Source organism: Beutenbergia cavernae DSM 12333, from assembly GCF_000023105.1.
GTDB classification, from domain to species: domain Bacteria; phylum Actinomycetota; class Actinomycetes; order Actinomycetales; family Beutenbergiaceae; genus Beutenbergia; species Beutenbergia cavernae.
On record NC_012669.1, the window covers coordinates 2,347,885 to 2,371,186 of the forward strand.

The 23,302-nt window shown below is 70.5% G+C and carries 25 protein-coding genes and 2 pseudogenes; 17 read left to right on the forward strand and 10 right to left on the reverse strand.

Annotated elements, in window-relative coordinates; genetic code table 11:
* Positions 1 to 198: 198 nt before the first annotated feature.
* Positions 199 to 1,338: a winged helix DNA-binding domain-containing protein gene (locus BCAV_RS10435; RefSeq protein ID WP_015882562.1), complete on the reverse strand. Its 1,140-nt coding sequence runs from the start codon at positions 1,336 to 1,338 to the stop codon at positions 199 to 201.
* A gap of 256 nt (positions 1,339 to 1,594) precedes the next feature.
* Between BCAV_RS10435 and BCAV_RS10440 the strand changes: the two genes are divergently transcribed.
* From BCAV_RS10440 to BCAV_RS10465, 6 genes are read left to right on the forward strand one after another with little or no spacing between them, the layout of a single operon-like run.
* A complete protein-coding gene (locus tag BCAV_RS10440; protein WP_015882564.1) occupies positions 1,595 to 2,023 on the forward strand; it encodes an HIT family protein in 429 nt (142 codons plus the stop codon).
* A 10-nt stretch (positions 2,024 to 2,033) separates the two neighbouring features.
* Positions 2,034 to 2,483 (forward strand): helix-turn-helix transcriptional regulator, encoded by a 450-nt coding sequence (locus BCAV_RS10445; protein ID WP_043349407.1) that lies wholly within the window; start codon positions 2,034 to 2,036, stop codon positions 2,481 to 2,483.
* A 5-nt stretch (positions 2,484 to 2,488) separates the two neighbouring features.
* Positions 2,489 to 2,899 (forward strand): VOC family protein, encoded by a 411-nt coding sequence (locus tag BCAV_RS10450; RefSeq protein WP_015882566.1) that lies wholly within the window; start codon positions 2,489 to 2,491, stop codon positions 2,897 to 2,899.
* A gap of 2 nt (positions 2,900 to 2,901) precedes the next feature.
* On the forward strand, positions 2,902 to 3,375 hold the full coding sequence (locus BCAV_RS10455; RefSeq protein WP_015882567.1) for a nitroreductase family deazaflavin-dependent oxidoreductase: 474 nt from the start codon (positions 2,902 to 2,904) through the stop codon (positions 3,373 to 3,375).
* A gap of 11 nt (positions 3,376 to 3,386) precedes the next feature.
* Complete coding sequence (locus tag BCAV_RS10460; RefSeq protein ID WP_245528832.1) at positions 3,387 to 3,872, forward strand: YdeI/OmpD-associated family protein; 486 nt, start codon at positions 3,387 to 3,389, stop codon at positions 3,870 to 3,872.
* A 38-nt stretch (positions 3,873 to 3,910) separates the two neighbouring features.
* A complete protein-coding gene (locus tag BCAV_RS10465) occupies positions 3,911 to 6,307 on the forward strand; it encodes an ATP-binding cassette domain-containing protein (RefSeq protein ID WP_015882569.1) in 2,397 nt (798 codons plus the stop codon).
* A 151-nt stretch (positions 6,308 to 6,458) separates the two neighbouring features.
* Here the strand turns inward: BCAV_RS10465 and BCAV_RS10470 are convergent, their stop codons facing one another.
* The 3 genes from BCAV_RS10470 to BCAV_RS10480 form a co-directional block, all read right to left on the reverse strand.
* Complete coding sequence (locus BCAV_RS10470) at positions 6,459 to 7,259, reverse strand: DinB family protein (RefSeq protein WP_015882571.1); 801 nt, start codon at positions 7,257 to 7,259, stop codon at positions 6,459 to 6,461.
* A gap of 160 nt (positions 7,260 to 7,419) precedes the next feature.
* Complete coding sequence (locus BCAV_RS10475; protein WP_015882572.1) at positions 7,420 to 7,866, reverse strand: Hcp family type VI secretion system effector; 447 nt, start codon at positions 7,864 to 7,866, stop codon at positions 7,420 to 7,422.
* Between the two features lie 103 nt (positions 7,867 to 7,969).
* Positions 7,970 to 8,830, reverse strand: a complete 861-nt coding sequence (locus tag BCAV_RS10480; protein ID WP_043349414.1) for a phosphotransferase family protein — start codon at positions 8,828 to 8,830, stop codon at positions 7,970 to 7,972.
* A 143-nt stretch (positions 8,831 to 8,973) separates the two neighbouring features.
* Between BCAV_RS10480 and BCAV_RS10485 the strand changes: the two genes are divergently transcribed.
* Positions 8,974 to 9,465 carry an SRPBCC family protein gene (locus tag BCAV_RS10485; protein WP_015882574.1) on the forward strand — a complete coding sequence of 164 codons (492 nt, stop codon included), beginning with the start codon at positions 8,974 to 8,976 and terminating at the stop codon, positions 9,463 to 9,465.
* Between the two features lie 488 nt (positions 9,466 to 9,953).
* On the forward strand, positions 9,954 to 11,066 hold the full coding sequence (locus BCAV_RS10490; RefSeq protein ID WP_015882575.1) for a serine hydrolase domain-containing protein: 1,113 nt from the start codon (positions 9,954 to 9,956) through the stop codon (positions 11,064 to 11,066).
* Here the strand turns inward: BCAV_RS10490 and BCAV_RS10495 are convergent.
* Positions 11,038 to 11,709, reverse strand: coding sequence for a winged helix-turn-helix transcriptional regulator (locus tag BCAV_RS10495; RefSeq protein WP_015882576.1), 672 nt, complete (start codon positions 11,707 to 11,709; stop codon positions 11,038 to 11,040). The two genes, BCAV_RS10490 and BCAV_RS10495, sit on opposite strands and share 29 nt — an antisense overlap.
* A gap of 69 nt (positions 11,710 to 11,778) precedes the next feature.
* Here BCAV_RS10495 and BCAV_RS10500 point away from each other — a divergent pair, with 69 nt between their 5' ends.
* Positions 11,779 to 12,582, forward strand: a complete 804-nt coding sequence (locus BCAV_RS10500) for an alpha/beta fold hydrolase (RefSeq protein WP_015882577.1) — start codon at positions 11,779 to 11,781, stop codon at positions 12,580 to 12,582.
* 360 nt (positions 12,583 to 12,942) lie between these two features.
* Here the strand turns inward: BCAV_RS10500 and BCAV_RS10505 are convergent.
* A pseudogene (locus BCAV_RS10505) lies at positions 12,943 to 13,152 on the reverse strand (ISL3 family transposase); the annotation flags it as partial.
* A gap of 161 nt (positions 13,153 to 13,313) precedes the next feature.
* Here BCAV_RS10505 and BCAV_RS10510 point away from each other — a divergent pair.
* A complete protein-coding gene (locus tag BCAV_RS10510; RefSeq protein WP_015882578.1) occupies positions 13,314 to 13,820 on the forward strand; it encodes a DinB family protein in 507 nt (168 codons plus the stop codon).
* Between the two features lie 49 nt (positions 13,821 to 13,869).
* Here the strand turns inward: BCAV_RS10510 and BCAV_RS22125 are convergent.
* Together BCAV_RS22125 and BCAV_RS10515 are read right to left on the reverse strand one after the other, a co-directional pair.
* Positions 13,870 to 14,038, reverse strand: a pseudogene (locus BCAV_RS22125) (ISL3 family transposase); the annotation flags it as partial.
* A gap of 100 nt (positions 14,039 to 14,138) precedes the next feature.
* Positions 14,139 to 14,852, reverse strand: coding sequence for a VOC family protein (locus tag BCAV_RS10515; protein ID WP_043346994.1), 714 nt, complete (start codon positions 14,850 to 14,852; stop codon positions 14,139 to 14,141).
* A 294-nt stretch (positions 14,853 to 15,146) separates the two neighbouring features.
* Here BCAV_RS10515 and BCAV_RS10520 point away from each other — a divergent pair, with 294 nt between their 5' ends.
* The 7 genes from BCAV_RS10520 to BCAV_RS10550 all read left to right on the forward strand — a co-directional run bounded on the left by BCAV_RS10520 (position 15,147) and on the right by BCAV_RS10550 (position 20,714).
* A complete protein-coding gene (locus BCAV_RS10520) occupies positions 15,147 to 15,812 on the forward strand; it encodes a class I SAM-dependent methyltransferase (protein WP_015882580.1) in 666 nt (221 codons plus the stop codon).
* Positions 15,813 to 16,228: 416 nt separating this feature from the next.
* Positions 16,229 to 16,834: a dihydrofolate reductase family protein gene (locus BCAV_RS10525; protein WP_015882581.1), complete on the forward strand. Its 606-nt coding sequence runs from the start codon at positions 16,229 to 16,231 to the stop codon at positions 16,832 to 16,834.
* 45 nt (positions 16,835 to 16,879) lie between these two features.
* Positions 16,880 to 17,242 (forward strand): YciI family protein, encoded by a 363-nt coding sequence (locus BCAV_RS10530; protein ID WP_015882582.1) that lies wholly within the window; start codon positions 16,880 to 16,882, stop codon positions 17,240 to 17,242.
* 59 nt (positions 17,243 to 17,301) lie between these two features.
* Positions 17,302 to 17,649 (forward strand): YciI family protein, encoded by a 348-nt coding sequence (locus tag BCAV_RS10535; protein ID WP_015882583.1) that lies wholly within the window; start codon positions 17,302 to 17,304, stop codon positions 17,647 to 17,649.
* A gap of 13 nt (positions 17,650 to 17,662) precedes the next feature.
* Positions 17,663 to 18,889, forward strand: coding sequence for an RNA polymerase sigma factor (locus tag BCAV_RS10540; RefSeq protein ID WP_015882584.1), 1,227 nt, complete (start codon positions 17,663 to 17,665; stop codon positions 18,887 to 18,889).
* A gap of 125 nt (positions 18,890 to 19,014) precedes the next feature.
* A complete protein-coding gene (locus BCAV_RS10545; RefSeq protein ID WP_015882585.1) occupies positions 19,015 to 20,136 on the forward strand; it encodes a baeRF11 domain-containing protein in 1,122 nt (373 codons plus the stop codon).
* A 29-nt stretch (positions 20,137 to 20,165) separates the two neighbouring features.
* Positions 20,166 to 20,714, forward strand: coding sequence for an AAA family ATPase (locus tag BCAV_RS10550; RefSeq protein ID WP_015882586.1), 549 nt, complete (start codon positions 20,166 to 20,168; stop codon positions 20,712 to 20,714).
* 28 nt (positions 20,715 to 20,742) lie between these two features.
* Here the strand turns inward: BCAV_RS10550 and BCAV_RS10555 are convergent, their stop codons facing one another.
* Together BCAV_RS10555 and BCAV_RS10560 are read right to left on the reverse strand one after the other, a co-directional pair.
* Positions 20,743 to 21,663: a formylglycine-generating enzyme family protein gene (locus tag BCAV_RS10555; protein ID WP_015882587.1), complete on the reverse strand. Its 921-nt coding sequence runs from the start codon at positions 21,661 to 21,663 to the stop codon at positions 20,743 to 20,745.
* Between the two features lie 2 nt (positions 21,664 to 21,665).
* Positions 21,666 to 23,204, reverse strand: coding sequence for an arylsulfatase (locus BCAV_RS10560; protein ID WP_015882588.1), 1,539 nt, complete (start codon positions 23,202 to 23,204; stop codon positions 21,666 to 21,668).
* Positions 23,205 to 23,302 lie beyond the last annotated feature (98 nt).

Genomic DNA, 23,302 nt, shown 5'->3' on the forward strand with positions numbered 1-23,302 from the left:
CGTGGCCTGGGTCTCGCGTCCTGTAGGTTCCAACGGCCCCGGGCGCACCCATGTTCCACGTCCAGGGTGAAGGTGCTGTGAAGTTCGCGCACGCCGAGGGTGCAGTTGTGCGGCGGACGGCGGCGGTGCGTCGCGACGGTCCGCGCCGGGCGCGTTCGCGGCGCACCAGGCGCCGACGGCGGGGACGACGCCGGGGCGTCAGGGGAGGAGGCGCGTCTCGCCGACGGGCACGGTGGACCACCAGTGGCCGTACCTGCCGTAGACCCCGGGTTCGCGGTCGGCGACGAGCTCGAGCAGCGCGCGCGCCTCGCCGGCGAGCGAAGCCCAGACGTCCTCGGGCAGGGCGTGGAACGCCGTCGCCTCGATGCGGCCGTCGAGCGGCCGCCAGACGCCCGCGACGTACCCGTCGACGAGCAGCGTCGGCAGCACGTCGCCGTTGTTCCTCGTCACCAGCCGGCGGTAGTCGGACGGGATGACGCGGCTGCGGTCGGCGTACGCGAGGAGCACGTTGTCCCACATCGGCAGCAGCCGGGGCGGCGCCTCGGTGTCCGGCGCCGGCCGTGGCGACCCGGGCACGTCGAACAGCACCGAGCCGGCCGGACCCACGAGCTGCTCCACGCCGTCGCCGAGCTCGTCCAGGACGGCCCGGACGGAGGACCGCTGGACGAGGGTGAACTGGCTGACGTCGGCCACGGAGGCCGGCCCGAACGCGACCAGGTAGCGCCGCACGACCTCCCGCAGCGCGGCCCGCGCCGCGTCGGCATCCCGGGGCAGGGTCCGTGCTCCCGACGCCACGTACGAGACCTTCGTCCCGAACGACCACGGCTCCGGCCCGGGCGTGCGCCAGAGCGGCGCGAACGATCGGGTCGCCCACAGCGCCCCCGGCCTCGCCGTCGGCCCGAGACGTCCCGCCAGCCAGTCCTCGAGCTCCTTCGCGGTGCGCGGCGTCTCGGCATGCCGCAGGAGGTCCGGGACCGCCGCGTCGAGATCGTCGACGGCGATGCCCGCAGCGGTGAAGCGCCGGTCACCGAGACGCGCGGCGCGCAGCGTCGGCTGCATCGCCTGGTGGAAGGTGGCGTAGTCGCTCGCGTCGACGGCCTGGAGCGTGACGCGCATGAGCGTTGCCCGCACCACCGTCCGGGCGGCGAACGCGGCGTCGAGCTGCGCGGGATCGAAGTCGGCGAGCCTCGCCCACAGCGCCAGGTAGGGCGAGGCCGGGTGCTGCGCCTGCAGGGCGACGAGACGGCGGACGGCGGCGTGGACGTCGAGGTCCGCCCTGCGCAGGAGGAGCTGACGTTCGAGGGTCGCGCGGTTGAGCTCGCGCGCGGTGACGCTCATGTGGCCGACTCGCCGGACGATCGGCGCGCGCGAGGCGTCGTCACCCGCGGTTGCTCAGCGTCGCGACGCCGACCTCGCGACAGGCGAGGACCGCGCGCCAGTCCTCGACGCCCTCGGACGCCTCGAACCGTCCGGGAGTCAGCTGTTGGGTCATCGCGTCGTCCTATGATCCGGAATTGTCGATCAATCGGCGAACGTACCCGAGCGGGCGCACGCTGTCGAGCACCGCACGTGCCTGGCACCTAGTGTCGTCGGCGTGAGCGACGACTGTCTCGTCTGCCGCAAGCATGCGGACGCCGACGAGGGCCTGCGGGTCTTCCGCGACGAACGCGTGTACGTGGGCCACATGCCGGCCACGCCCGACGCCTACCTGGGGCACCTCCTGGTCGAACCGGTCGAGCACCTGCCCGGCCTCGCGGACCTCGACGTGGAGCAGGCCGAGGCCGTGGGCCGTGCCATGCGACACGCGAGCGCGACGTTGCGGGGCACCGGGTTCGAGCACGTCTACGCGTTCGTCTACGGCGACGCCGTCCCGCATCTTCACGTGCACCTGGTCGGGAGGCGTCCGGGTACACCCCGTGAGTTCTGGGGAGCGGCGATCACGGACTGGCCGGGCGCGCTACGCGGCGGTGCCGACGCCGTCGGCGGTGTCGTCGCCGAGCTGCGCGCGACGTGGCCGACGTAGCCTTGTGCGGGTGACGAGCACACCCGCCCAGTCGCAGCGCCTGCGCGATCTCAGGCTCTTGCGCACCGTGCGCGACCGGATCGACCGGGAGTACGCACAGCCCCTGAACGTGGAGGCCCTCGCGCGCGGCGTGAACATGTCGTCGGGGCACCTCAGCCGACAGTTCAAGGAGGCGTTCGGCGAGTCGCCGTACAGCTATCTGATGACGCGGCGCGTCGAGCGGGCGATGGCGTTGCTGCGCCGCGGCGACCTCAGCGTCACCGACGTGTGCTTCGAGGTGGGCTCGTCCTCGCTCGGGACGTTCAGCACCCGGTTCACGGAGCTCGTCGGCATGTCGCCGAGCGAGTACGCGCGGCGGGCGCGGACGTCCACGGGCGAGCTCCCCTCGTGCGTCACCAAGCAGGTCACCAGACCGATCAGGAATCGAGAAGCGCCGGCCGTGGACGTGCACCTAGCGTGAACGCCATGGACATCACCATTCACACCACGTTCCTCCCGCACACGGACCCGGAGGCCTCGCTGGGCTTCTACCGTGACCTGCTCGGCTTCGAGCTCACGATGGACGTCGGCAAGGGCGACATGCGCTGGCTCACGTTCGTCTCGCCGTCCCAGCCCGACGTCCGCCTCGTCCTGACGCCGCCCGCCGCCGACCCCGGCATCACCGAGGACGAGCGCCGCACCATCGTCGAGCTCATGGCCAAGGGCAGCTACCAGTCGATCATCCTCGGCACGAAGGACCTCGACGGCACGTTCGCACGGCTCCAGGCCGGCGAGGCCGAGGTGGTCTCCGAGCCGACCGAGCAGCCGTGGGGGGTGCGCGACTGCGCGTTCCGGGACCCGGCGGGCAACATGGTCCGCATCGACGAGGTGCAGTGACCATGACGACGCAGCAGCAGACGAAGCGCCCGAAGGGCACCCCCGGCGCGCTGTCGCTGTGGATGCAGCGCAAGGCGAACGCGTCCACAGCCTCGAAGATCCGCCGCAAGGGCGGCCACATGATGGGGATGGACCTGCTGGTCCTGCACACGGTCGGGCGCCGTTCCGGCGAGCCGCGGGAGACGCCGCTCGCCTGGTTCGACGACGGCGACGGCGGCCGGCTGGTCGTCGCCTCCGGCGGCGGCAGCCGCAACCCCGGCTGGTACGCGAACGTCGTCGCACACCCCGATCGTGTCGCCGTCGAGCTGCACGGCGCCGGCACCACCTCGGTGACGCCGCACGTGCTCGACGACGCGGAACGGGCCACGGTGTGGCCGGCGATCGCCGCCGCGGCGCCGACCATCGACAAGCACCAGCGCAAGAGTGCCCGCCAGTACCCGGTGGTCCGGCTCCGTCCTGCCCCGGTGGAGGGCTGAGAGCCGTGTGCGTGCCCGGCCTCCCGCGCATCACGAGGCGCAGCGCCGGCAGCCGACCGGTCATCACCTTCCGGTCCGTCGTGGAGCCCGCGGAGAAGATGAAGGGCCTCGAGGTCCCGCCGGAGGCCGTGGAGGCCCTCGGTGGGGGAGCGCGGCCGCCCGTGACGATCACGATCCACGGCCACACGTGGCGGAGCCGGGTCGCGATCATGCGGGGTCGGCACCTCCTCGGTCTCAGCCGGGCGAACCGGGAGGCCGCGGGGCTCGAGGTCGGCGCGGAGGTGGAGGTCGAGCTGGCGCTCGACACCGAACCCCGCGTCGTCGTCGAGCCGGAGGACCTCGCCCGCGCGCTGGACGCTGACCCGACGGCCCGCGCCGCCTACGATGCCCTTCCACCGGGCAGGAAGCGTCGGCACGTGCTCGACGTCGAAGGCGCCAAGCAGCCGGAGACCCGCGCTCGGCGCATCGACAGAACTCTGGCCGAGCTGCGCGGCTGACGCCGCCCGCCATCCGACCGATCAAAGGAGAACCCCAGGTGACCGCCACGGAGTCCACGCGCACCGCCACGCCGTCGTCGCACGCCGCCGACGCGCACGACTTCATCCGCGTGCGGGGCGCCCGCGAGAACAACCTGCGCGACGTCGACGTCGAGATCCCGAAGCGGCGGCTCACGGTGTTCACGGGGGTCTCCGGCTCGGGCAAGAGCTCGCTGGTGTTCGCGACGATCGCCGCCGAGTCGCGGCGACTCATCGACGAGACCTACTCGACGTTCGTGCAGGGCTTCATGCCGTCGCTGCCGCGGCCGGACGTGGATGTGCTCGAGGGCATCACCACGGCCATCTTGGTGGACCAGGAGCGCATGGGAGCCAACGTGCGGTCCACGGTCGGCACGGTCACCGATGCGAATGCCATGCTGCGCAACCTGTTCAGCCGCATCGGCGACCCCTACGTGGGACCGCCCACGGCCTTCTCGTTCAACATCCCGACGTCGACGGCGAGCGGGGTGTTCTCCACCGGGAAGGCCGGGGGCGAGGTCGAGAAGAAGGTCGTGCGCAACCAGGTGTACCTCGGCGGCATGTGCCCCGAGTGCGAGGGCCGCGGCACGGTCTCCGACCTCGACCTGTCCGTGATCGTCGACGAGTCGAAGTCCCTCCACGAGGGCGCGATCCTCGTGCCCGGCTACAAGGCGGACGGCTGGATGGTCAAGGGCTTCTCCGAGACCGGCCTGCTCGACGGCGACAAGCCGATCCGCGACTACACCGACACTGAGCGCCACGACTTCCTGTACCGCGAGAAGGGGAAGCTCAAGGCCCTCGGGATGAACATGACCTACCAGGGACTCATCCCCAAGCTCCAGGAGTCGATGTTCTCCCGCGCGCCCGAGTCGCTGCAGCCGCACATCCGGGCGTTCGTCGAGCGGGCCGCCGTGTTCGTGGCGTGCCCGGCCTGCGAGGGAACCCGCCTCAACGACTCCGCCCGCTCGGCGAAGGTGAACGGTGCCAGCATCGCGGACGTGTGCCGGATGCAGATCTCGGACGCCGCCGAGTGGGCGCGGGGCGTCGACGACCCGGGCGTGGCGCCGCTGATCGGCAGCCTGCTGCACCTGTTCGACAAGTTCGTCGAGATCGGGCTCGGCTACCTGTCGCTGGATCGGGCGGCGGGCACGCTCTCGGGCGGCGAGGCGCAGCGCACCAAGATGATCCGGCACCTCGGATCCGCGCTGACCGACGTCACCTACGTCTTCGACGAGCCCACGATCGGTCTGCACCCGCACGACATCGAGCGCATGAACCGTCTGCTCCTGGACCTGCGGGACAAGGGGAACACGGTGCTCGTGGTCGAGCACAAGCCGGAGACGATCGCGGTGGGCGACCACGTGATCGACCTCGGACCCGGCGCCGGGACCGACGGCGGCACGGTCTGCTTCGAGGGCACCGTGGAGGGCCTGCGGTCGAGCGACACGCTCACCGGCCGTCACCTGGACGACCGCACCCACGTCAAGGACTCCGTCCGGACGCCGTCTGGTGCACTGGAGATCCGTGGCGCGTCGCAGAACAACCTGACTGGCGTCGACGTCGACGTGCCGACCGGCGTCCTGACCGTCGTCACCGGTGTCGCCGGCTCCGGGAAGAGCTCCCTCATCCACGGCAACCTCGCGGGGCGCGACGGCGTCGTCGTCGTCGACCAGGGCGCGATCAAGGGGTCGCGCCGCTCCAACCCGGCCACCTACACCGGCCTGCTCGAGCCGATCCGCAAGGCGTTCGCGAAGGCGAACGACGTGAAGCCCGCGCTCTTCAGCTCGAACTCCGAGGGCGCGTGCCCCACGTGCAAGGGCAACGGCCGCATCTACACCGAGCTGGGGTTCATGGAGACCGTGGAGACGCCGTGCGAGGACTGCGGTGGCAAGCGGTTCATGGCGTCGGTGCTCGAGTACACCCTGGGCGGGCTGAACATCGCCGAGGTGCTCGACCTCTCGGTGGCGCAGGCGCACGCGTTCTTCCGCGAGGGCGAGGCGAAGATCCCCGCCGCGCACAAGATCCTGGCACGGCTCGAGGACGTCGGGCTCGGCTACATCAAGCTCGGGCAGCCGCTCAACACGCTCTCGGGCGGCGAACGGCAGAGGCTCAAGCTCGCCATGGAGATGGGGGAGAGCGGCAGTGTGTACGTGCTCGACGAGCCGACCACCGGCCTGCACCTGGCCGACGTCGAGAACCTGCTCGCGCTGCTCGACCGGCTCGTCGACGGCGGTAAGTCGGTGGTCGTCATCGAGCATCACCAGGCGGTCATGGCGCATGCCGACTGGATCATCGACCTCGGGCCGGGGGCAGGGCACGACGGCGGTCGCGTCGTGTTCGAGGGAGCGCCCGCCGACCTCGTCGCCGCCCGGTCGACGCTGACGGGGGAGCACCTCGCCGACTACGTGGGCGCCTGAGAACGTCCCCGCCGTCCTCAGCTGAACACCGCGAGCACCATCGCCGTGGCGACAGCGATCGCCACAGCCGCGATGGTGCGTATCCACACTCGCCAGCGCAAGCCGAGCGCGGCGGTTGCGGCACCTGCTCCTGCGTGCGCGGCGGGAGCGGTCACTCCGCCACGCTCCGCCCCGCCGCGCGCGCCTCGATCGCGTCGAGGTCGCGAACGGCGTAGCGGTGGTGCTCCCATTCCTCCTCGAGGATCGTGTGGAGGCAGGAACGGACGGTCTCCGGGTACTGCGGGTCGTGGGGGTTGGGGCGCTCTTCGGCCAGCAGCTCTGGCGTCAGGCCGGCCAGGAAGTCGCCCACCATGGCCACGCGGCCGGCACGAGCCTCGAGAACCTCCGCGTACGACGGCGTCCCGTCGGCGAGCTCCGACGTGTCCATCTCCCTCGCGGAGCCCGCGTCGACCTGGCCCAGGGGATGGAACGGCTGTTCGACGCCGAGGATGCCCCGCCGCAGCCACATGTCCGTGGCGAGCACGAGGTGCCGCAGCGTCTGGGCGAACGACCACTCGCCGTCGACCGAGACGTCCACGGTGCCCTCCGGCATCACGGCCGCGCGCTCGAGGGTGGCCGCCCACGTGCGCTGAAGCGCGTCCCAGGAGGTGCGCAGGCCGTCCGGCGTCTCGGCGTACCGCTCGGCGCGGCCGGGAAAGCGGCGATTGAGCTCGGCGTCGACGAGCGGTAGAACGTTGACGCCGTTGACGAGCAGCGAGCCCTCACCGTCGAACAGCCAGGGCGAGTCGATCTCCAACGTTGTTGCCTCGATCCCGCGGAGGACGACGCCGGACAGGTCGCAGGAGACGATCCAGCTTCCCTCCAGGTCGGAACCGTAGAACCGGGACCCGGACAGGTCCACGCGATGGAAGTCCGAGCTCTTCAGGTCGTCGGCGTCGGTAAAGCGCGCCATGCTTCCTCCTCGTCGAGCGGCCCTGGCGAGGCCGACGTTGCCTATCGAAGCCGATGGCACCGACAGCCGCTACCGTCTGGTTCGACGTCGTCAGCGCGGCCTGCACCAGCGAGGACGCCGGACGGGATCGCGAGATCGGGTTGCGAGCGAGCGTGGGGCGCTATCGGTTGGGGACCGCGTCGAACTCGACCTCGTGCGCACCGTCGTACGTGAACCGGATCGACCGGTAGACGAGGGTCACCTGCTCCTCGAGGCGATCCGGCGCCTCGGCATCCTCGAGGGTGTACGCCGCGACCGACGCGTCCGCGAGCCGTACCACCACGTAGGCGCTCGTTTCACCCTCAACGGCACGCACGAGGGACAGAACGACGGCGTCCCACAGCATGTTGTCGTACAGCGCCTTCTTCAGATACGGCGATGACCGGTCGTACCGCTTACCGAGCGTCAGGGGCTCGAACTTCACCCGTCCCCGCCGAGCCAGGCTGCCGACGTCCACAGGCGCCGCCATCGCGAAGCTGATGCTGTGCACCTCGATCTCGTCCTCGTGCCCCTCGACGTGGCTCTCGCCCGGGACGTCGGGAACCTTCAGGAATCCGGCGATCGCCATGGGAGCTCCTCGACGTCGGTGCGACAAGCGGGTGCGCGTCAGTCTCCTCTCGTCATGCTCGGCACACCATCGGTGCCCGGCGAGCCCGGCGGAAGCCGGTGGCTCATGGCGCGCCGTAGCGAGCGGCCATCGCGTCGAGCGTCGGCCACGGAGGACCCTCGCGCAAGGCGCGTAGGAGCTCCTCGCCGAATCGCCTCCCGTTCGGAAACTCGTCGCCAAGCTCCCAGCGCCACGCTGCGACCATCGCCAGAACGAGTTGCCGGCATTCGTCCAGCAGCCCCTCGTCAACGCTCGGGTAGAACTCGCAGACCGCCTCGGGAACATGGGCGAGGTCGAACTCGACGGGTCCACGGCAAAACGTCTCGAAGTCGATGAACAGCAGGCCGTTCTCTGTGTTGAGCACGTTGCCCGGGTGCGGCTCGCCGTGAAGCAACTGCTCCACGACACCGCGGTCCTCGATCGCGCGCCGCAGGCTTCCTAGTCTGCTGCTGAGGAACACGCGGTCCGCGTCGGCGAGTTCCGGCGAGCGATGCGGGTCGGCAACGACTTCCTTCGCCTCTGCGATGCGGTCCGTGAATCGTGGGCTTGCCATCACAAGCTTGCGCATGCCGGCGTGCAGCCTCTCGAGCGCCGTCGCGTAGTCGACTGATGAGCCGTGAGGCGTCACAGGCTCGTAGTAGACCCACAGCGTGATGGCGAAGCCGTCCCACGTGTACACGAGCGGGTCCACCCGAGGCTCCAGAGCGCCGATGGGGCATCCGATCTCAGTGAGCCGCCCGGCCAGCTCGACTTCGTTCTGTGCCACTTCTTGCCCGACCCGGGCGACCCGTGCGAGGACATCGCAAGGCGTCAGCCGCAGCGCCAGCTTGTTCGAGTTGTGCAGAACGACTGCGTCGTCGGCCGACAGGCCGAGCGATGCGGCGAGCGACGTCGCAGCCGCGATCGCACGCGCGACGTCGGACATCTCCACGCGAGAATCTCCCTCGTGTCTCGAGCCGGCTCGTGTCGTTGCGTGATCGTTCGTCCCGAGCGTAGTGGCGTCAGACCTGGTCGCGCGGCGCTGCTAACGTGCCCTCGTTCACTCGAGATCCGGAAGGCGCCGCCGCCATGAAGTACACCGTCTCGATCGAGATCGCCCTGCCGCGGGAGAGGGTGGTCCAGTTGCTCGCGGACCCGGCGCACCTGCCGATGTGGCTGCGGGGCTTGGTCATGCACGAGCCGCTCAGTGGCACACACGGGCAGGTCGGCACCATGTCGCGAGTCGTGCTGCAGATGGGCAAGCAGGAGATCGAGTGCACCGAGACCATCACGCGCCGGGAGCCGGTCGACCTGCACGGGATCCCGAGCGAGAGCGTGGTCCACTTCGACCGCGAGATCGTCGGCAAGGGCATGTGGAACGCGGTGCGCGATCGGTTCACGGAAGCCGGCGCGCAGACGACGCTCTGGCAGAGCGAGAACGAGTACCGGTTCAGCAGCGTGCTGATGCGGCTGGTCGGCCTCGTGATGCCCGGCACCTTCCGCACGCAGTCACTGCGGCACATGCAGGACTTCAAGGCGTTCGCCGAGCAGGGGAGGGACGTCCGTGACGTCAAGGCTTGACCACGGTCGTAGCTCGCGCCATCCGACTGGTAGAGGTGAGTGCTCGTGAGGCGCGAGTTCCTGGGCACGCGGGCAGCCCCGCGAAGCGGGAGCGCGGCGGGGTGTCTCCAGCCGAGGTGGGACCCGGACCCTCACCCGTCGCGCGCCGGAACCGGCCTAACCTCGGGCTTTCATCGGTGAGGGTGTCCGAGAGTTGACCCGGATCACAGAAAGGTGGGCGCGGGCGGTGTGTTGCTGACCGAGACGGCCCGGGCGAGGGCGTGGACGTGGACGTGGAGCAAGGCCCTGGTCGAGGCGTTCAACTCGTTGTTCAAAGCCGAGCTCGTGCGCAAGAAGGGCCCTTCCGCTCGCCGAACTCGAGGAGGCCCGCTACCGTCACCACCCCCGCCCCGGCTACCGTCGAGGCGTCAGTGCCAAGCCTGCACTGACCTGAAGCGCGACACTCTCGCTCCACCCGCCAACCGCGCAGTCCACCTCGACGGAGCCCCATGACCGGCAAGGTACTGAAGCCTCGTTTTGTCGCCGTGGCGACCTCCGGTCTCGTCGGTGCTGCCCTGCTCGGCGGCTGCGGCGCGGGCGGTCCCGAGACCATCGGGTCGTTCCTCGACGACACCCTGCCAGCCGGGTCGAGCGGCACGCTCGTGGCGGCCGTCGGCGACGACCTCGTGCGCTGCGAGGGCTGGGGCGAGTCCGACCGAGAGCAGGGCGTCGCGGCTGGCTGCGACACCGTCTATGACATCATGTCGATGACGAAGCAGTTCACGGCCGCCGCGGTACTGACCCTCCAGGAACAGGGTGCCCTCGCCGTGACCGATCCGATCTCACGCCACCTCGACGACATCCCCGCCGACAAGCGCGCCGTCACCGTCGAGCAACTACTCACCCACACCGCGGGCTTCGTCGACTCACTGGGCGAGGACGACGAGCCGCTCACGAAGCCGGAGTTCCTCCACCGCGCGCTCACGTCCGAACTGCAGTCGGCGCCGGGCTCGACGTACCTCTACTCCAACGTCGGGTACAGCCTGTTAGCAGCCATCATCGAGTCGGCATCTGGAACGTCGTACGAGCGGTACATGGCGGACCAGCTCTTCGGTCCGGCCGGCATGGACCGCACCGGTTACGTCCTGCCGACGTGGGACCCGGCCGATCTGGCTGTCGAGTACGACGCCGCGGGCGTCGCACAAGGGACACCGCAGGAGCATCCGTGGGCCGACGACGGCCCGTACTGGAACCTCCGGGGTAACGGCGGGCTGCTGTCCACCGCCCGCGACATCTACCGGTGGCACCGGGCGCTCGTGGGAGATCGGGTCCTCGACGAAGCCGCGAAAGAGCAGCTGTTCGAGCCCCGGGTCCGCGAGGAGCCCGACGGCGACACCTTCTACGGCTACGGCTGGGTGCTGCACAAGTCCGGCGACGGTGTCATCGCCTGGCACAACGGCGCCAACGACTGGGCGTACGGCGAGATCGAGCGCGCCTCCCAGGAGCGCACGCTGGTCTTCTGGATCACCAACCAGGCGCGCAGCGACGAGGGCTGGGACTTCGAGGACCTCGGCCCGGACATCACGGACGGGATCACCGACCGGCTGCTCGCGGGCAGCTAGAAGCAGGCCGGTCGTCGAAGGCGCCGAGGAGGCGCCGAAGCAGCTCCACGTCTCCCTCGACGTAGGCGTCGCCCCTCCTGACGGCGTGCTCGAGCGCGCGCCCGGCGAAGACCAGGTCCTGGACCGTGCGGACGTCGCAGGTCAGTGTGGCGTCGGCGGGGCCATGGCCCCTGACCGCCGCGAGGCGACCATCGCCGACGGTCAGGAGGAAAGCGTCGCTGGGCAGCCGAAGCTGTACCGTCCCGCGCGTGATACGGGCGACGGCGGGATCGAAAGTGGTGCGCAGCGCGACGACGAGCGCATCGGCGCTGAGCTCCATGGCCGACCCTGGATCCGGGGGAAGCGGGCTGCCCCATCGGCCGAGCGCCAACAGGACGGGCTCGAGGCCGCGACCGTGGTCGGTCAGCTCGTAGACCAGACCCGCGGCTGGCGGGAGGGTGCCGCGCCGCCGCAGGACGTCGGATTCCTCCAGCTCGCGCAGACGCTGCGTCAGCACGTTCTGGCTCATGCCGGGCAGCCCCCGGTGCAGGTCGGAGAAGCGCTTGGGCCCGAACACCAGCTCGCGGACCACCAGCAGCGCCCACCGCTCGCCCACGGCGTCGAGGGCGCGGGCGATCCCGCAGAGGTCTCGATAACTGCGCATAGCGACATCCTACTTCCCAACACGCACCTGATGCTCCTACATTAGGAGCATCGACCTCGGGAGGACGATATGCCACAGGTGATCTCGGCCGACGGCACGGCCATCGGCTACGACGTCCTCAGCGACGGCGGCCCTCCAGTAGTGCTCGTCAGCGGCGGCCTCGACGACGGGACTGAGAACGTCCCGTTGGGGGAGTGGTTGGCTGGCAGCTTCGCCGTGGTCAACTACCGGCGTCGCGGACGTGGCGACAGCGGCGACAGGCAGCCGTACACGGTCCGGCGGGAGATCGACGATCTCGCCGCCGTCATCGGCGTGGCCGGGGGCAGGGCCAATCTCTTCGGCGCGTCCTCGGGCGGCGCGCTCGCGCTCGAGGCGGCCGCTGCCGGACTGCCCGTCGACCGGGTCGCCGCCCACGAAGTGCCGTACCAGGTCGACAACGCCTCGGTCGCTGCGTGGCACGCATACACGCGCAACCTCGACGCCGCGCTAGACGCCGGCGAACCGGGCGAAGCCCTGCGTCTGTTCATGCGGCTGGCCGGTTCCTCCGAGCAGGACATCGCGGCGGCAGAGGCTTCGCCGTATTGGCCGGGTTTGATATCGCTTGTGCCGACGCTCCGCTATGACGCCGCCTGCCTCGGAGACGGGCCACCCCCCGCGGCGCGGCTGGCCCAAGTGGCCGTACCAGTGCTGTTGACCACCGGTGTGATCACCGACCCGCACTCGACGGGGCTGCCGGTGGACTTCTTCGGTGCGGCCGCCGACGCCACCACAGCCTTACTGCCGAACAGCAGACGCGTCACCCTCGAGGTCGCCGGGCACATCGCCGACGCCGGACTGCTCGGACCGCTTCTGGCTGACTTCTACACCGCTTGAGGTCACGTCGACCACCGGCGAGTTCCGGTGACGTCCTGGTCAGCCACGGTTGCGGACCGAACCCGCCGGTGGACGATCCGCTCGAGGCCGGCGGCTCCAGACCACTGCTGCACCCGCATCTGCGTTGTACCGGAGCCGTGCCAGGTCGCACGAGTTCCCTTCCGATAATGGACATTATGTCAGACTCCAGCCTGCGTATCGCATCAGATGAATCACCCACGCAGCTTGGATCCACTACGCCGCTGTCAACGAGGTATCGCCTCCTGACCTGCGGAAACACGTGACGGAACGGCGCCTCGAGTGCTCCTTCGGCGACCCCCAGAGCGTCGGCGACGCGGGCGACACTCAGGTGTTGGCACACCCGAACGGCTCGTGCGCCAACCGCCGGACCACCGTGTCCCTGGCCGCGCCCTGGCATCCGCAGCGACGACACCATCTGTCGGGCTCGACAACCCGGCACCGGAGAATCGCCCGATCGGGCTCCAACCGCTGCCCGAGCATTTCGAGCCCGAGATCATCAAGACGAGCGAACGTGGTCAGGTCAGGGCGGGCGAAGGTAGCGTCAGACATGTCGAGGTCTTCCAGATGGACGGCATAGTCACCTCCATCCTCGGGAGACCTCGACCCCTACCCGGCCACCGACGCGCCGACCGGAATACACCCTCAATTGCGACTGCGAAGAGCCCAAATAGCCCCGGTGCGAGAGTCGGCCCGCGTGCTACGTTCGGGCCATGACTAGACCGAGTGAGATCCTCGGCAGCGTGGTCGCCGCCAGCGAGCGCGAGCAACTCGAGACGTTCCTGGATTACCTGCGCGACGCCGTCGTGCGCAAGGCCCGCGGGGTGTCGGAGGAGGACGCCCGGCGCAGCCCGGTGCCGACCGGCACCAACCTCGGCGGCCTGATCAAACACCTGCGGTGGGTGGAACTGGGCGGGTTCGCCGAGCAGATCGGGCAGATCCCCGCCGCGGAGCTGCCCACGCCGCCGTGGACCGACGCAGACCCGGAGGCCGACCTGCGGCTGGAGCCGAACGAGAAGCTCGACGACGTCATCGGCGCCTACCAGGCGGAGTGCGACCGCTCCCGCGAGATCGCCGCCCAGCACAGCCTCGACTACGCACCGCGGGGCAGGGAGCTGACGTTGCGGTGGGTGTACCTGCACGTGATCCTGGAGACCGGCCGGCACGCGGGCCACGCGGACATCCTGCGCGAGATGATCGACGGCAGCGTCGGCGACTGACGGCTCGCGGCACGTCGTCGGTCCGTGTTCCGGTCGTCGGAGGCGGCGTTACACCGGTATCGGCGGAGGCTGACCTCCAACACCGTGGGCCGCCACCCGAACGGCTCGTGCGCCAACCGCCGGACCACCGTGTCCCTGGCCGCGCCCTGGCATCCGCTGCGACGACACCATCTGACGGGCTCGACAACCCGGCACCGGAGAATCGCCCGATCGGGGTCTGATCAGAGCCGAATACGACCGGACTTGATACGCAGCGTGTCCAGTAGAGCCAGGGAGTCCCCACTGCGAGGCCATTCCCTACCGCGTCGCCGGACGCTCCTACTGCTCGACGCCCTTCGCAGCGGACACGTCGACGCAGACGATTCCCTGGTTGCCGTCCTGGTCGGCGATCACGGTGAGCGCGGGCGCGTTGCTCTCGTCGACGACGGTCCCACCCGCGGCGACGACAGCGGCGATCCGTTGCACAGCCACCTCAGGCGCCACATAGACCTCGATGTGGAACCGCTGCCGCGGGGTCTCGTACTCGTCGACGTCCCCGAACCACAGGTTCGGCACCCGTCCCGTGGCGTCCCGGATCTCGTCGCTGGGAGATCCGCGGCCCTGTGCCTCGGCGCTCCCGGTCAGTAGGGCGGCCCACACCGGGGCGATGGTCGCGGAGCGCGCTGTGTCAAGGCCGAGCTCGATGTCGCTGACCGAAGCCGGGTCGGCGGCGACCTCGTGGTCGGCGGCGATCTCGGTGATCCGTCGCGCCAGGTCGACGTCCTGCTGGGTCACCCACTCGACGACGTGCTCGGTGCCCTCGCCATCGCGGTAGATCGCGTCGTCGCTGACCAGCTTGAGGTCGACATACCCCCTGCCGATCGACACGCGCGGGTGGTGGCCGAGCGCGTCGCCCGCCTCCCCCACAGCGGCGACGAACCGTGCGGCGGTGCCGAAGTCGGCAACCACGTAGCGGGCATGCAGTCCCTGGGCCAGCTTGCGCCAGTCCGTCAGGTTTGCCGCGACGATCTGTTCGCCGTTCAGCATGTCCATAAACGGTGAGTCTATGGCTAGGCGCGCAGGCGCCCCGGCTCTATCCGCGAAAGGCATGGTGTGCCTCCCATTCCGGTCACCGCGCCGATACGACTACGCCGTCGTCTGGCGAAACCGGCGGGACCTCGGAGATCGGCGAGGCGTTCATCTAGCTGTGCCACAACCGCCGTCCACGGGCGTCGGGGGGCGCTAAGCCTGAGCGCGCGCGTTGTCAGTCGGTGGCGCGCCCCGTGCGGCGGCGACATAGCGACCGCGCGGATCCGAAAGCCACGGTCACGACATAGGGTTGTCGCCGTGGCTGAGCCCCGCACGTGGCAGTCCGAGACCGCGCGTCTCGGCAACGCTGATCCGTCCGATCCCACCGGCTGGTTCGAGGAGCTCTGGTCGTCCGCCACGGCCGGCGACGTCACGATGCCGTGGGACCGGGGCGACCCGCACCCCGCACTTGCCTCTTGGACCAACGATCGCGATCCGGGGACAGCGAGCGGAACGGCCGTGGTCGTCGGGTGCGGACTTGGTGCCGACGCCGAGTACCTGGCTCGGCTCGGCTACGAGACGACGGCATTCGACATCTCCCCCACCGCTGTCGCCGCGGCCCGCGAGCGCCATCCCGGGTCACCGGTGACCTACGCCGTCGGGGACCTGCTCGAGCTGCCGCGCGCGTGGCTCCACGCCTTCGACCTGGTCGTCGAGATCTACACAGTCCAGGCCGTGAACCGGAGTGTCCGCAGCGAGCTCACCGCCGGCGTCCGCTCACTGGTGGCGTCGAGCGGCACCTTGCTGGCGATCCAGGCCATCGCCGTCGAAGGCGATGACGACGGCCCGCCCTGGCCGCTGACCCGGGCGGAGATCGAGGCGTTCGGCCAGGACGGGCTGACGCCGGTCTCGACCGAGGAGCTCGCAGTCCCGGACTCCCCCCACAATCCCGGAATCTGGCGCGCCGAGTTCCGCCAGGCCTAGCACGATCGTTCCGCGCAATCCAGCGGGGCGATGGAACCGGTCGGCATCAGGTCCCCCGAGTAGTGGGGAGCCATGGAGTCCCTCTCCGACGCCTGCGCGGCTGCCGGTGTCGAGCTGAGCATCGAGATGTTCACCGGTGGCTGACCGACGCAACCTGTGACGACGGCGTCACGTGATGGCGGACGAGACGGTCCTCCCCCGGCCTCCGGCCTGTCATCCGGATGTCGGCAGCAGGGCGCCCAGCACGAGATGCGGCGTGCTGCGCCGCCTGGGTCAGCGGGAGTCGACGCCGTCACACCGGGGTGTCGGCCGGCCTCGAGCACGTTCTGGGCGTGGTGTCGGATCGGGGCAACGGCGTTCGTTGCAGGGTCAGAGGCAGTCCACGAGAGGCGCCCACAACGGGAAGGACCGCGACCATGAAGCTGACGACCACCACGCAGGTCACCGTCGATGGAGTGATGCAGGCCAACGGCGGGCGAAACCCCGACCTCGACCCTGGGTTCGAGCGCGGCGGGTGGGCCATCCCTCTGTTCGACGACGAAGCCATGGCGTACGTCGACCAGCAGTACCAGAGCGCTGACGCGTTCCTCTTCGGCCGGCGCACGTACGAGCTCTTCGCCGGCTACTGGGGTGCGATGCAGCCGGGCAGCGGCCCCATCGCCGACGCCCTGAACTCCGCTCCGAAGTACGTGGCGTCGACCACGCTCACCGACCCGGAATGGGCGAACACCACCGTCCTCTCCGGTGACCTCGCGGCGGCCGTCGGGGAGCTGAGGTCCAGGCCAGGCGGGACGCTCAATGTGCCCGGCAGCGGCAGACTGATTCGCTGGCTGCTCGAGCACGACCTCGTCGACGAGGTGAACCTGCTCGTCTGCCCCGTCATCGTCGGCGCGGGTACCCGCCTGTTCCCCGAGTCCGGCCCGGACCTGGCGCTCCAGCTGGTCGAGTCGCGATCCTTCCCGAGGGGCATCACGCTCCAGGTCTACCGGCCGGCCGGGCGCCCGCAGTACGCCGGCGCCTGAGCACCCGCCGTGCCTGACACCTCGAACCACAAGGAGATGAGCGAGATGCACTACCTGGTGTCCGTGATCGACGACACGGCCGACCTTCCCCCGGACGACGAGATGGCGGCCCGCGCGACCGACGACGAGATGTCGGCCATCGACGTGTTCAACGAACGCCTCAAGACCGACGGGTTCTGGGTGTTCGCCGGTGGCCTCGGAGCGCCCTCCACGGCGACGGTGATCGACAACCGGGGCCCGGAGGCCGCGTTCACGGACGGGCCGTTCGTGGAGACGAAAGAGTACCTCGGCGGGTTCTGGATCCTCGAGGCACCCGATCTCGACGTCGTGCTCCAGCTCGCCACCGAGGCGTCCAGGGCCTGCAACCGGAAGGTGGAGGTGCGGCCATTCATCGAAGGAGAAGCGTGACCAGGGAAGGTGACGGCGGCCCGACGGGCAGCCGCACGAGAAGAGGAGAGGATTCGAGAATGACGCAGTACCTGATCTCGTTCCAGGCGAGCTGGTGGACGGCTCCCGAGGAGGATCTGCCCGAGGTGGCGCGAGACGCGCATGCCGTGGAGCAAGAGGCCGTTGCTGCGGGCGCCTGGATCTTCGGCGCCGGGCTGACGGGGCTCGAGCACGTGAGCGTGGTCGAGGCCGACGGGACGATCACCGACGGCCCGTACCCGGAGACCAAGGAGTTCCTGGGCGGCTTCGTGATCGTCGAGGTACCCACGCGCGAGGAGGCGTTGCAGTGGGCGGCCAAGTTCGCCGCGGCCTGCCGCTGCACCCAGGAGGTCCGTGAGTTCCTGCCCCAACGGACGACGTTCGAGTGAGGTGCCCGCGAGCGTGAGCGACGCGCGGGAGGCGATCACCCGGGCCCACTCGGAGGAGTGGGCCCGGGTGGTGGCGTCCCTGACGCGGCGGTTCGGCGATCTCGACGTCGCCGAGGACGCCGCCGCCGAGGCGTTCGCGATCGCCGTCGAGCGGTGGCCCGCCGACGGCGTTCCGCCCAAGCCCGGCGCCTGGCTCACCACGACCGCGAACCGTCGGGCGATCGACCGGATCCGGCGTGAGAGCAAGCGCGACGGCAAGCAGAAGGAGGCCCGGCTGTTGTACGACGACGACCCGCCCGAGCCCCTCGGCGTGATCGACGACGACCGGCTCCGGCTCATCTTCACGTGCTGCCACCCGGCACTCGCGATCGAGGCCCGGGTGGCCCTGACGCTGCGCATGGTCGGCGGCCTCACCGTTCCCGAGATCGCGCGCGCCTTCCTCGTGCAGGAGAGCACCATGGGGCAGCGGATCACCCGTGCGAAGGCCAAGATCAAGGCCGCCCGCATCCCGTACCGGGTGCCGTCCGGGGAGGACCTCCCGGCCCGGGTCTCCGGGGTGCTCGCCGTCCTGTTCCTCGTCTTCAACGAGGGCTACCTGGCGACGGGCTCCGACGTCGACCCCGTGCGTCGCGACCTCACTGCCGAGGCCATCCGGCTCGCCCGGCTGATCCGGGAGCTCGTGCCGGAGGACGGCGAGGCGGCCGGCCTGCTGGCACTGATGCTCCTGACCGAGGCTCGGCGTCCCGCGCGGGTCTCGGCTGGCGGCGAGCTGGTCACCCTCGTCGAGCAGGACCGCGGCACCTGGGACGCGGGGCTGATCGCCGAGGGTCACCGGCTGGTGCGCGAGCGCCTGGCTGCCCGGGTGGCCCCGGGTCGGTACCAGGTCCTCGCGGCGATCAACGCCGTGCACACCTCCGCCCGCGACGTCCGGGACACGGACTGGTCGCAGGTCGTCGCCCTGTACGACCAGCTCGTGCGGCTCGACCCCTCGCCGGTGGTCGCCCTCAACCGGGCCGTCGCCGTGGCGGAGCTCGACGGGCCGGACGTGGCCATGGCCGCCGTCGACAGCCTCGCGGACTCCTTGGACGGCTACCACGCGTTCCACGTGACCCGGGCCGACCTGCTGCGTCGTCTGGGTCGCAGTCGCGAGGCACGCGAGGCATACGACCGAGCCATCGAGCTGGCGGGCAACACCGCCGAGACCGCATACCTCACGCGACGCCGCGACCAGCTCGGATAGCGCCGCCGCCCGCGGGAACGACGCGGTGATCGTCGCGGACGCCGACCTGACGCTCCCCGTCGCGCCGCCGGGCACCCTCGGGCAGACTCGAGGAGCCCGGAGCCGCACGAGAGTCGAGGACGGCGATGACGCTCCACACCGACATCCCTACGACCGCCGAGATCACTGCGCTGTGGGACGTCCGCTCCCCGGCTGCCGTGACGCTGTACGTCCCGACGGACCCAGCCTCCACCGGGGAGGCCGAGCGCATCGAGTTCCGGAACCTGGCACGTCAGGCGCTGAGCCAGCTGGAGCGCGCCGGCCGGACCGAACGCGACGCCGTCGCGGAACGTCTCGACCACCTGCACGACGACTCCGAGTTCTGGCGCTACCAGGCTCGCACGCTCGCGGTCTTCGCGACTCCGGACCAGACGTCGGCCTTCCGGCTGCCCAACCGGCTCGCGCCGTTCGCAGGCGGCGGAAGCCGGTTCTTCGTCAAGCCGCTCCTCCGCGCCGTGACCTTTCCGCAGACCGCGTTCGTGCTCGCCCTCGCGATCGGGTCCGCGCGCGTGCTCGAGACGATCCCGGACGCCGCGCCCGAGCTCGTCGACGTGGCGGGAATGCCCGCGGACCTGGTCACGGCGATGGGGCCCGGTGCCCTCGACGACGCTCCGCCGCCGCGGCGCCTGACGAGGGCGGAGGGGCGCGACGTCCGCGTGCACCAGTACGCGCGCCAGGTCGAGCAGGCGCTGCGGACGTTCCTCCACGGGCGGGGCGCACCCCTCGTGCTGGCCGCGACGGAGCCGATGGCCAGTGCGTTCCGTGCCGTGTGCCACTACCCCGCGCTCGCCCCGGGGACCGTCCAGGGGAGCCCGGAGGCGCTGACCGACACCGAGCTCGTGGCCGCCGCGCGTGAGCACCTCGACGCGTGGTACGCCTCCCAGCTCGCGGCGCTGCGTGCGACGTTCGAGGACCGCACCGGCGCCGGACGGACGGCGCAGGACGTCGCCGAGATCGCCCGTCTGGTGACCGAGGGCGCGGTCGAGACCCTGTTCGTCGACGTCGACGCGGTGCTCCCGGGCAACCTGGACGACGCCGGGCAGGTCACGTTCACGGAGGGCGGCGAGGGTGCCGTGTACGGGATCGTGGACGAGATCGCCCGCCGTGCCTGGGACACCGGCGCCCGCCTGCTGGCGGTGCGGCGCGAGGACGTCCCGGGGGGCGGTGACGCCGCGGCGATCCTGCGGTACGCGCCGTCGTCGTCGTAATCGCCACGCTGCGGATACCGTCGGAGCCGATGCCCCGCCTCATCCTGCTCAACGGAGCTCCCGCCGTCGGCAAGTCGACCCTCGCGGCCCGCTACGCCGCGCACCACCCGATGAGCCTCGCGCTCGACATCGACCGGGTGCGCGGCATGCTCGGCGGCTGGGCGGACGACCCGACGGCGGCCGGCCTCCTCGCGCGTGAGCTCGCCGTCGCGATGGCGCGGACCCATCTCGTGGCCGGTCACGACGTCGTCGTCCCGCAGCTCCTCGGGAGGCTGGAGTTCATCGAGCGCCTCGACGCGCTCGCCACGGAGGTCGACGTGACCTTCCTCGAGGTGGTCGTGGTCGCGGAGCGCGAGGAGGCGTGGCACCGGTTCGACGCCCGCTCCGCGGCGCCCGAGAACCGTGAGCACGTCGACGCCGCCACCCTCGTCCGTCGGGCCGGTGGGGACACCGCGTTCCACGAGCTGTACGACCGCGTGCGGGACGCCGTGGCGCAGCGGCCGGCGACGCGCGTCGTCGAGTCCGTCGCCGACGACGTCGACGCCACCTACGCCGCGCTGGAGCGCGTTCTCGGCTGAGCGTGCGCGTCCGGCCGTCCCCGCGAGGTCAACGGGCGCACCGGAAGCCGACGTGGCTCATCCCGGTGTCGACCTGTTGCGGACGACGCGCCGCGGGTCGGTATCGCCGGCAGTACGAGTCGGCGCAGAGGAACGAGCCGCCCTTGACGACGCGGCGCGGGACGGTGAACGGCTGGGCCGCGTCGACGCTCGAGGCCGCGTCCCCTCCCCTGGGGTTCCTCGGGATGCAGCACCCGCCGGCATCGTGCGCCCGGTACCAGTCCGACGTCCACTCCCACACGTTGCCCGCCATGTCGTGCAGCCCGTAGGCGTTGGCCGGGTAGGAGCCCACCGGCGCCGTCGCCCCGTAGCCGGGCTCCGCGCGCCACGGGAAGTCGCCGTGCCAGTAGTTCGCCCGCCGCTCCCCCGCGGCCTCCGGCTCGTCGCTCCAGGTGAACTCGGCGCCGTCGAGCCCACCGCGCGCCGCGAGCTCCCACTCGGCCTCCGTGGGCAGCCGCAGGCCGGCCCACGCGGCGTACGCCTCGGCGTCCTCGTACGCGACGTGCACCACCGGGTGGTCGAGCCGCTTCCGTACCGACGAGCCCGGGCCGAGCGGACGGCGCCAGCTCGCCCCCGGGGTCCACGCCCACCACTGGCTCAGGTGCCGCAGATCCACCGGACCCGCCGTCGGCGTGAACACCATCGATCCCGGCGCGAGGTTCTCCGCAGGCGCCCCCGGGAAGGCCGCCGGGTCGAGCGGACGCTCGGCCACGGTGCGGTACCTCGTGTCCTCGACGAAGCGGGTGAACTCGCGGTTGGTCACCTGCGTGGGACTGATCTCGAAGCCGTCCACCGCCACGCGGTGCGCGGGAGCCTCCTCCGGGTAGTGGACGTCGGAGCCCATCGTGAACTCCCCGCCCTCGATCCGGACGAGCCCCTCTCCCCCGCCGTCGCGAGCGATCGCCGACATCCTCAGTTGCTGCCGAGGAACGACTGGAGCTTCTCGACCGCCTGGTCGATGCTGAAGCTCGCGGCGCGCTGGCGCGGCGGGTACTCACGGAATGTCGCCAGGAACTGCGTCATGATCACCTGCGACGCGAAGACGAGATAGTCGTTGTCGAACAGCCAGTCGTAGTAGGTGTTCGACGTGATCGTCGCCCGCTCGAACGGGTCGGTGCGCAAGTTGTACAGGAGCGGGACCCGCAACGGTACGAACGGCTCGGCCCACACGCGGAGCGTCCCGGGCACCCGCTGCTCCATGAACACGACCTTCCAGTTGTCGAACCGGAGCGCTAGCACGTCGCCGTCGTCGGAGAAGTAGACCATCCCCTTGCGCGGGCTCTCGTCGGCCTCGCCGGTCAGGTACGGGAGCAGGTTGTAGCCGTCGATGTGCACCTTGTAGGTGACGTCGCCGATCGTCTTCCCCTGCTTGAGGTCGTCGACGACGCCCGTGTCGCCGGCCGCCGCGAGCAAGGTGGGCAGCCAGTCGTGGTGCTGGACGATCTCGTTCGACACGACGCCGGCCGCGATCCGCCCGGGCCACCGGATCATCTCGGGCACCCGGAACGCACCCTCCCAGTTCGTGTTCTTCTCGCTGCGGAACGGCGTCATCCCGCCGTCGGGCCACGTGTTCATGTGCGGCCCGTTGTCCGTCGAGTAGATGACGATCGTGTCCTCGGCGATGCCGAGCTCGTCGAGCTGGTCCAGCAGGCCCCCGACGACGCGGTCGTGGTCGATCATCGTGTCGTGGTACGGCGACTGCCACCGTCCGGCCTGACCCACGCTCTCCGGCTTCGGGTGCGTCCTGAAGTGCATGTGCGTCGTGTTCATCCACACGAAGAACGGCGTGTCCGCGTCCACCTGGCGTGCGATGAAGTCCTGCGCGGCGGCGGCGAACTCCTCGTCGACCGTCTCCATCCGCTTCTTCGTGAGCGCCCCGGTGTCCTCGATCCGCTGCTTGCCGCGCGGACCGAAGCGGCCGTCCTCGGTCGGGTCGTCGACGTCCGTCGCCCAGGAGTGGATGACCCCGCGGGGGCGTGCACGCTCGTTGAACCCCGGGAAGTCCTCGGGCGACGGCCAGTTCGGCAGCTCGGGCTCCTCCTCGGCGTTGAGGTGGTAAAGGTTGCCGTAGAACTCGTCGAACCCGTGCGCCGTCGGGAGGAACTCGTTCTTGTCGCCGAGGTGGTTCTTCCCGAACTGTCCGGTCGCGTACCCGAGCGGCTTCAGCAGCTCCGCGATGGTGGGGTCCTCCGCCTGCAGGCCGATGGGCGAGCCCGGGATCCCGACCTTGCTCAGGCCGGTGCGGAACACGCTCTGCCCGGTGATGAACGACGACCGGCCCGCGGTACAGCTCTGCTCCCCGTACGAGTCGGTGAAGCGCATGCCCTCGGCGGCGATGCGGTCGATGTTCGGGGTCCAGTACCCCATGAGGCCGTCGCTGTAGCAGCTGAGGTTCGTGATGCCGATGTCGTCGCCCCAGATCACCAGGATGTTCGGCTTCCCGTTCGGCATGGCTGCTCCCTCTGGTGGCGGTGACCTGCCCCGGACGTCGCGGTCCGGGCTCGTGCGCACATCATGTCGGCGGGGCACGCACGGCGCGAGTGCTGAGG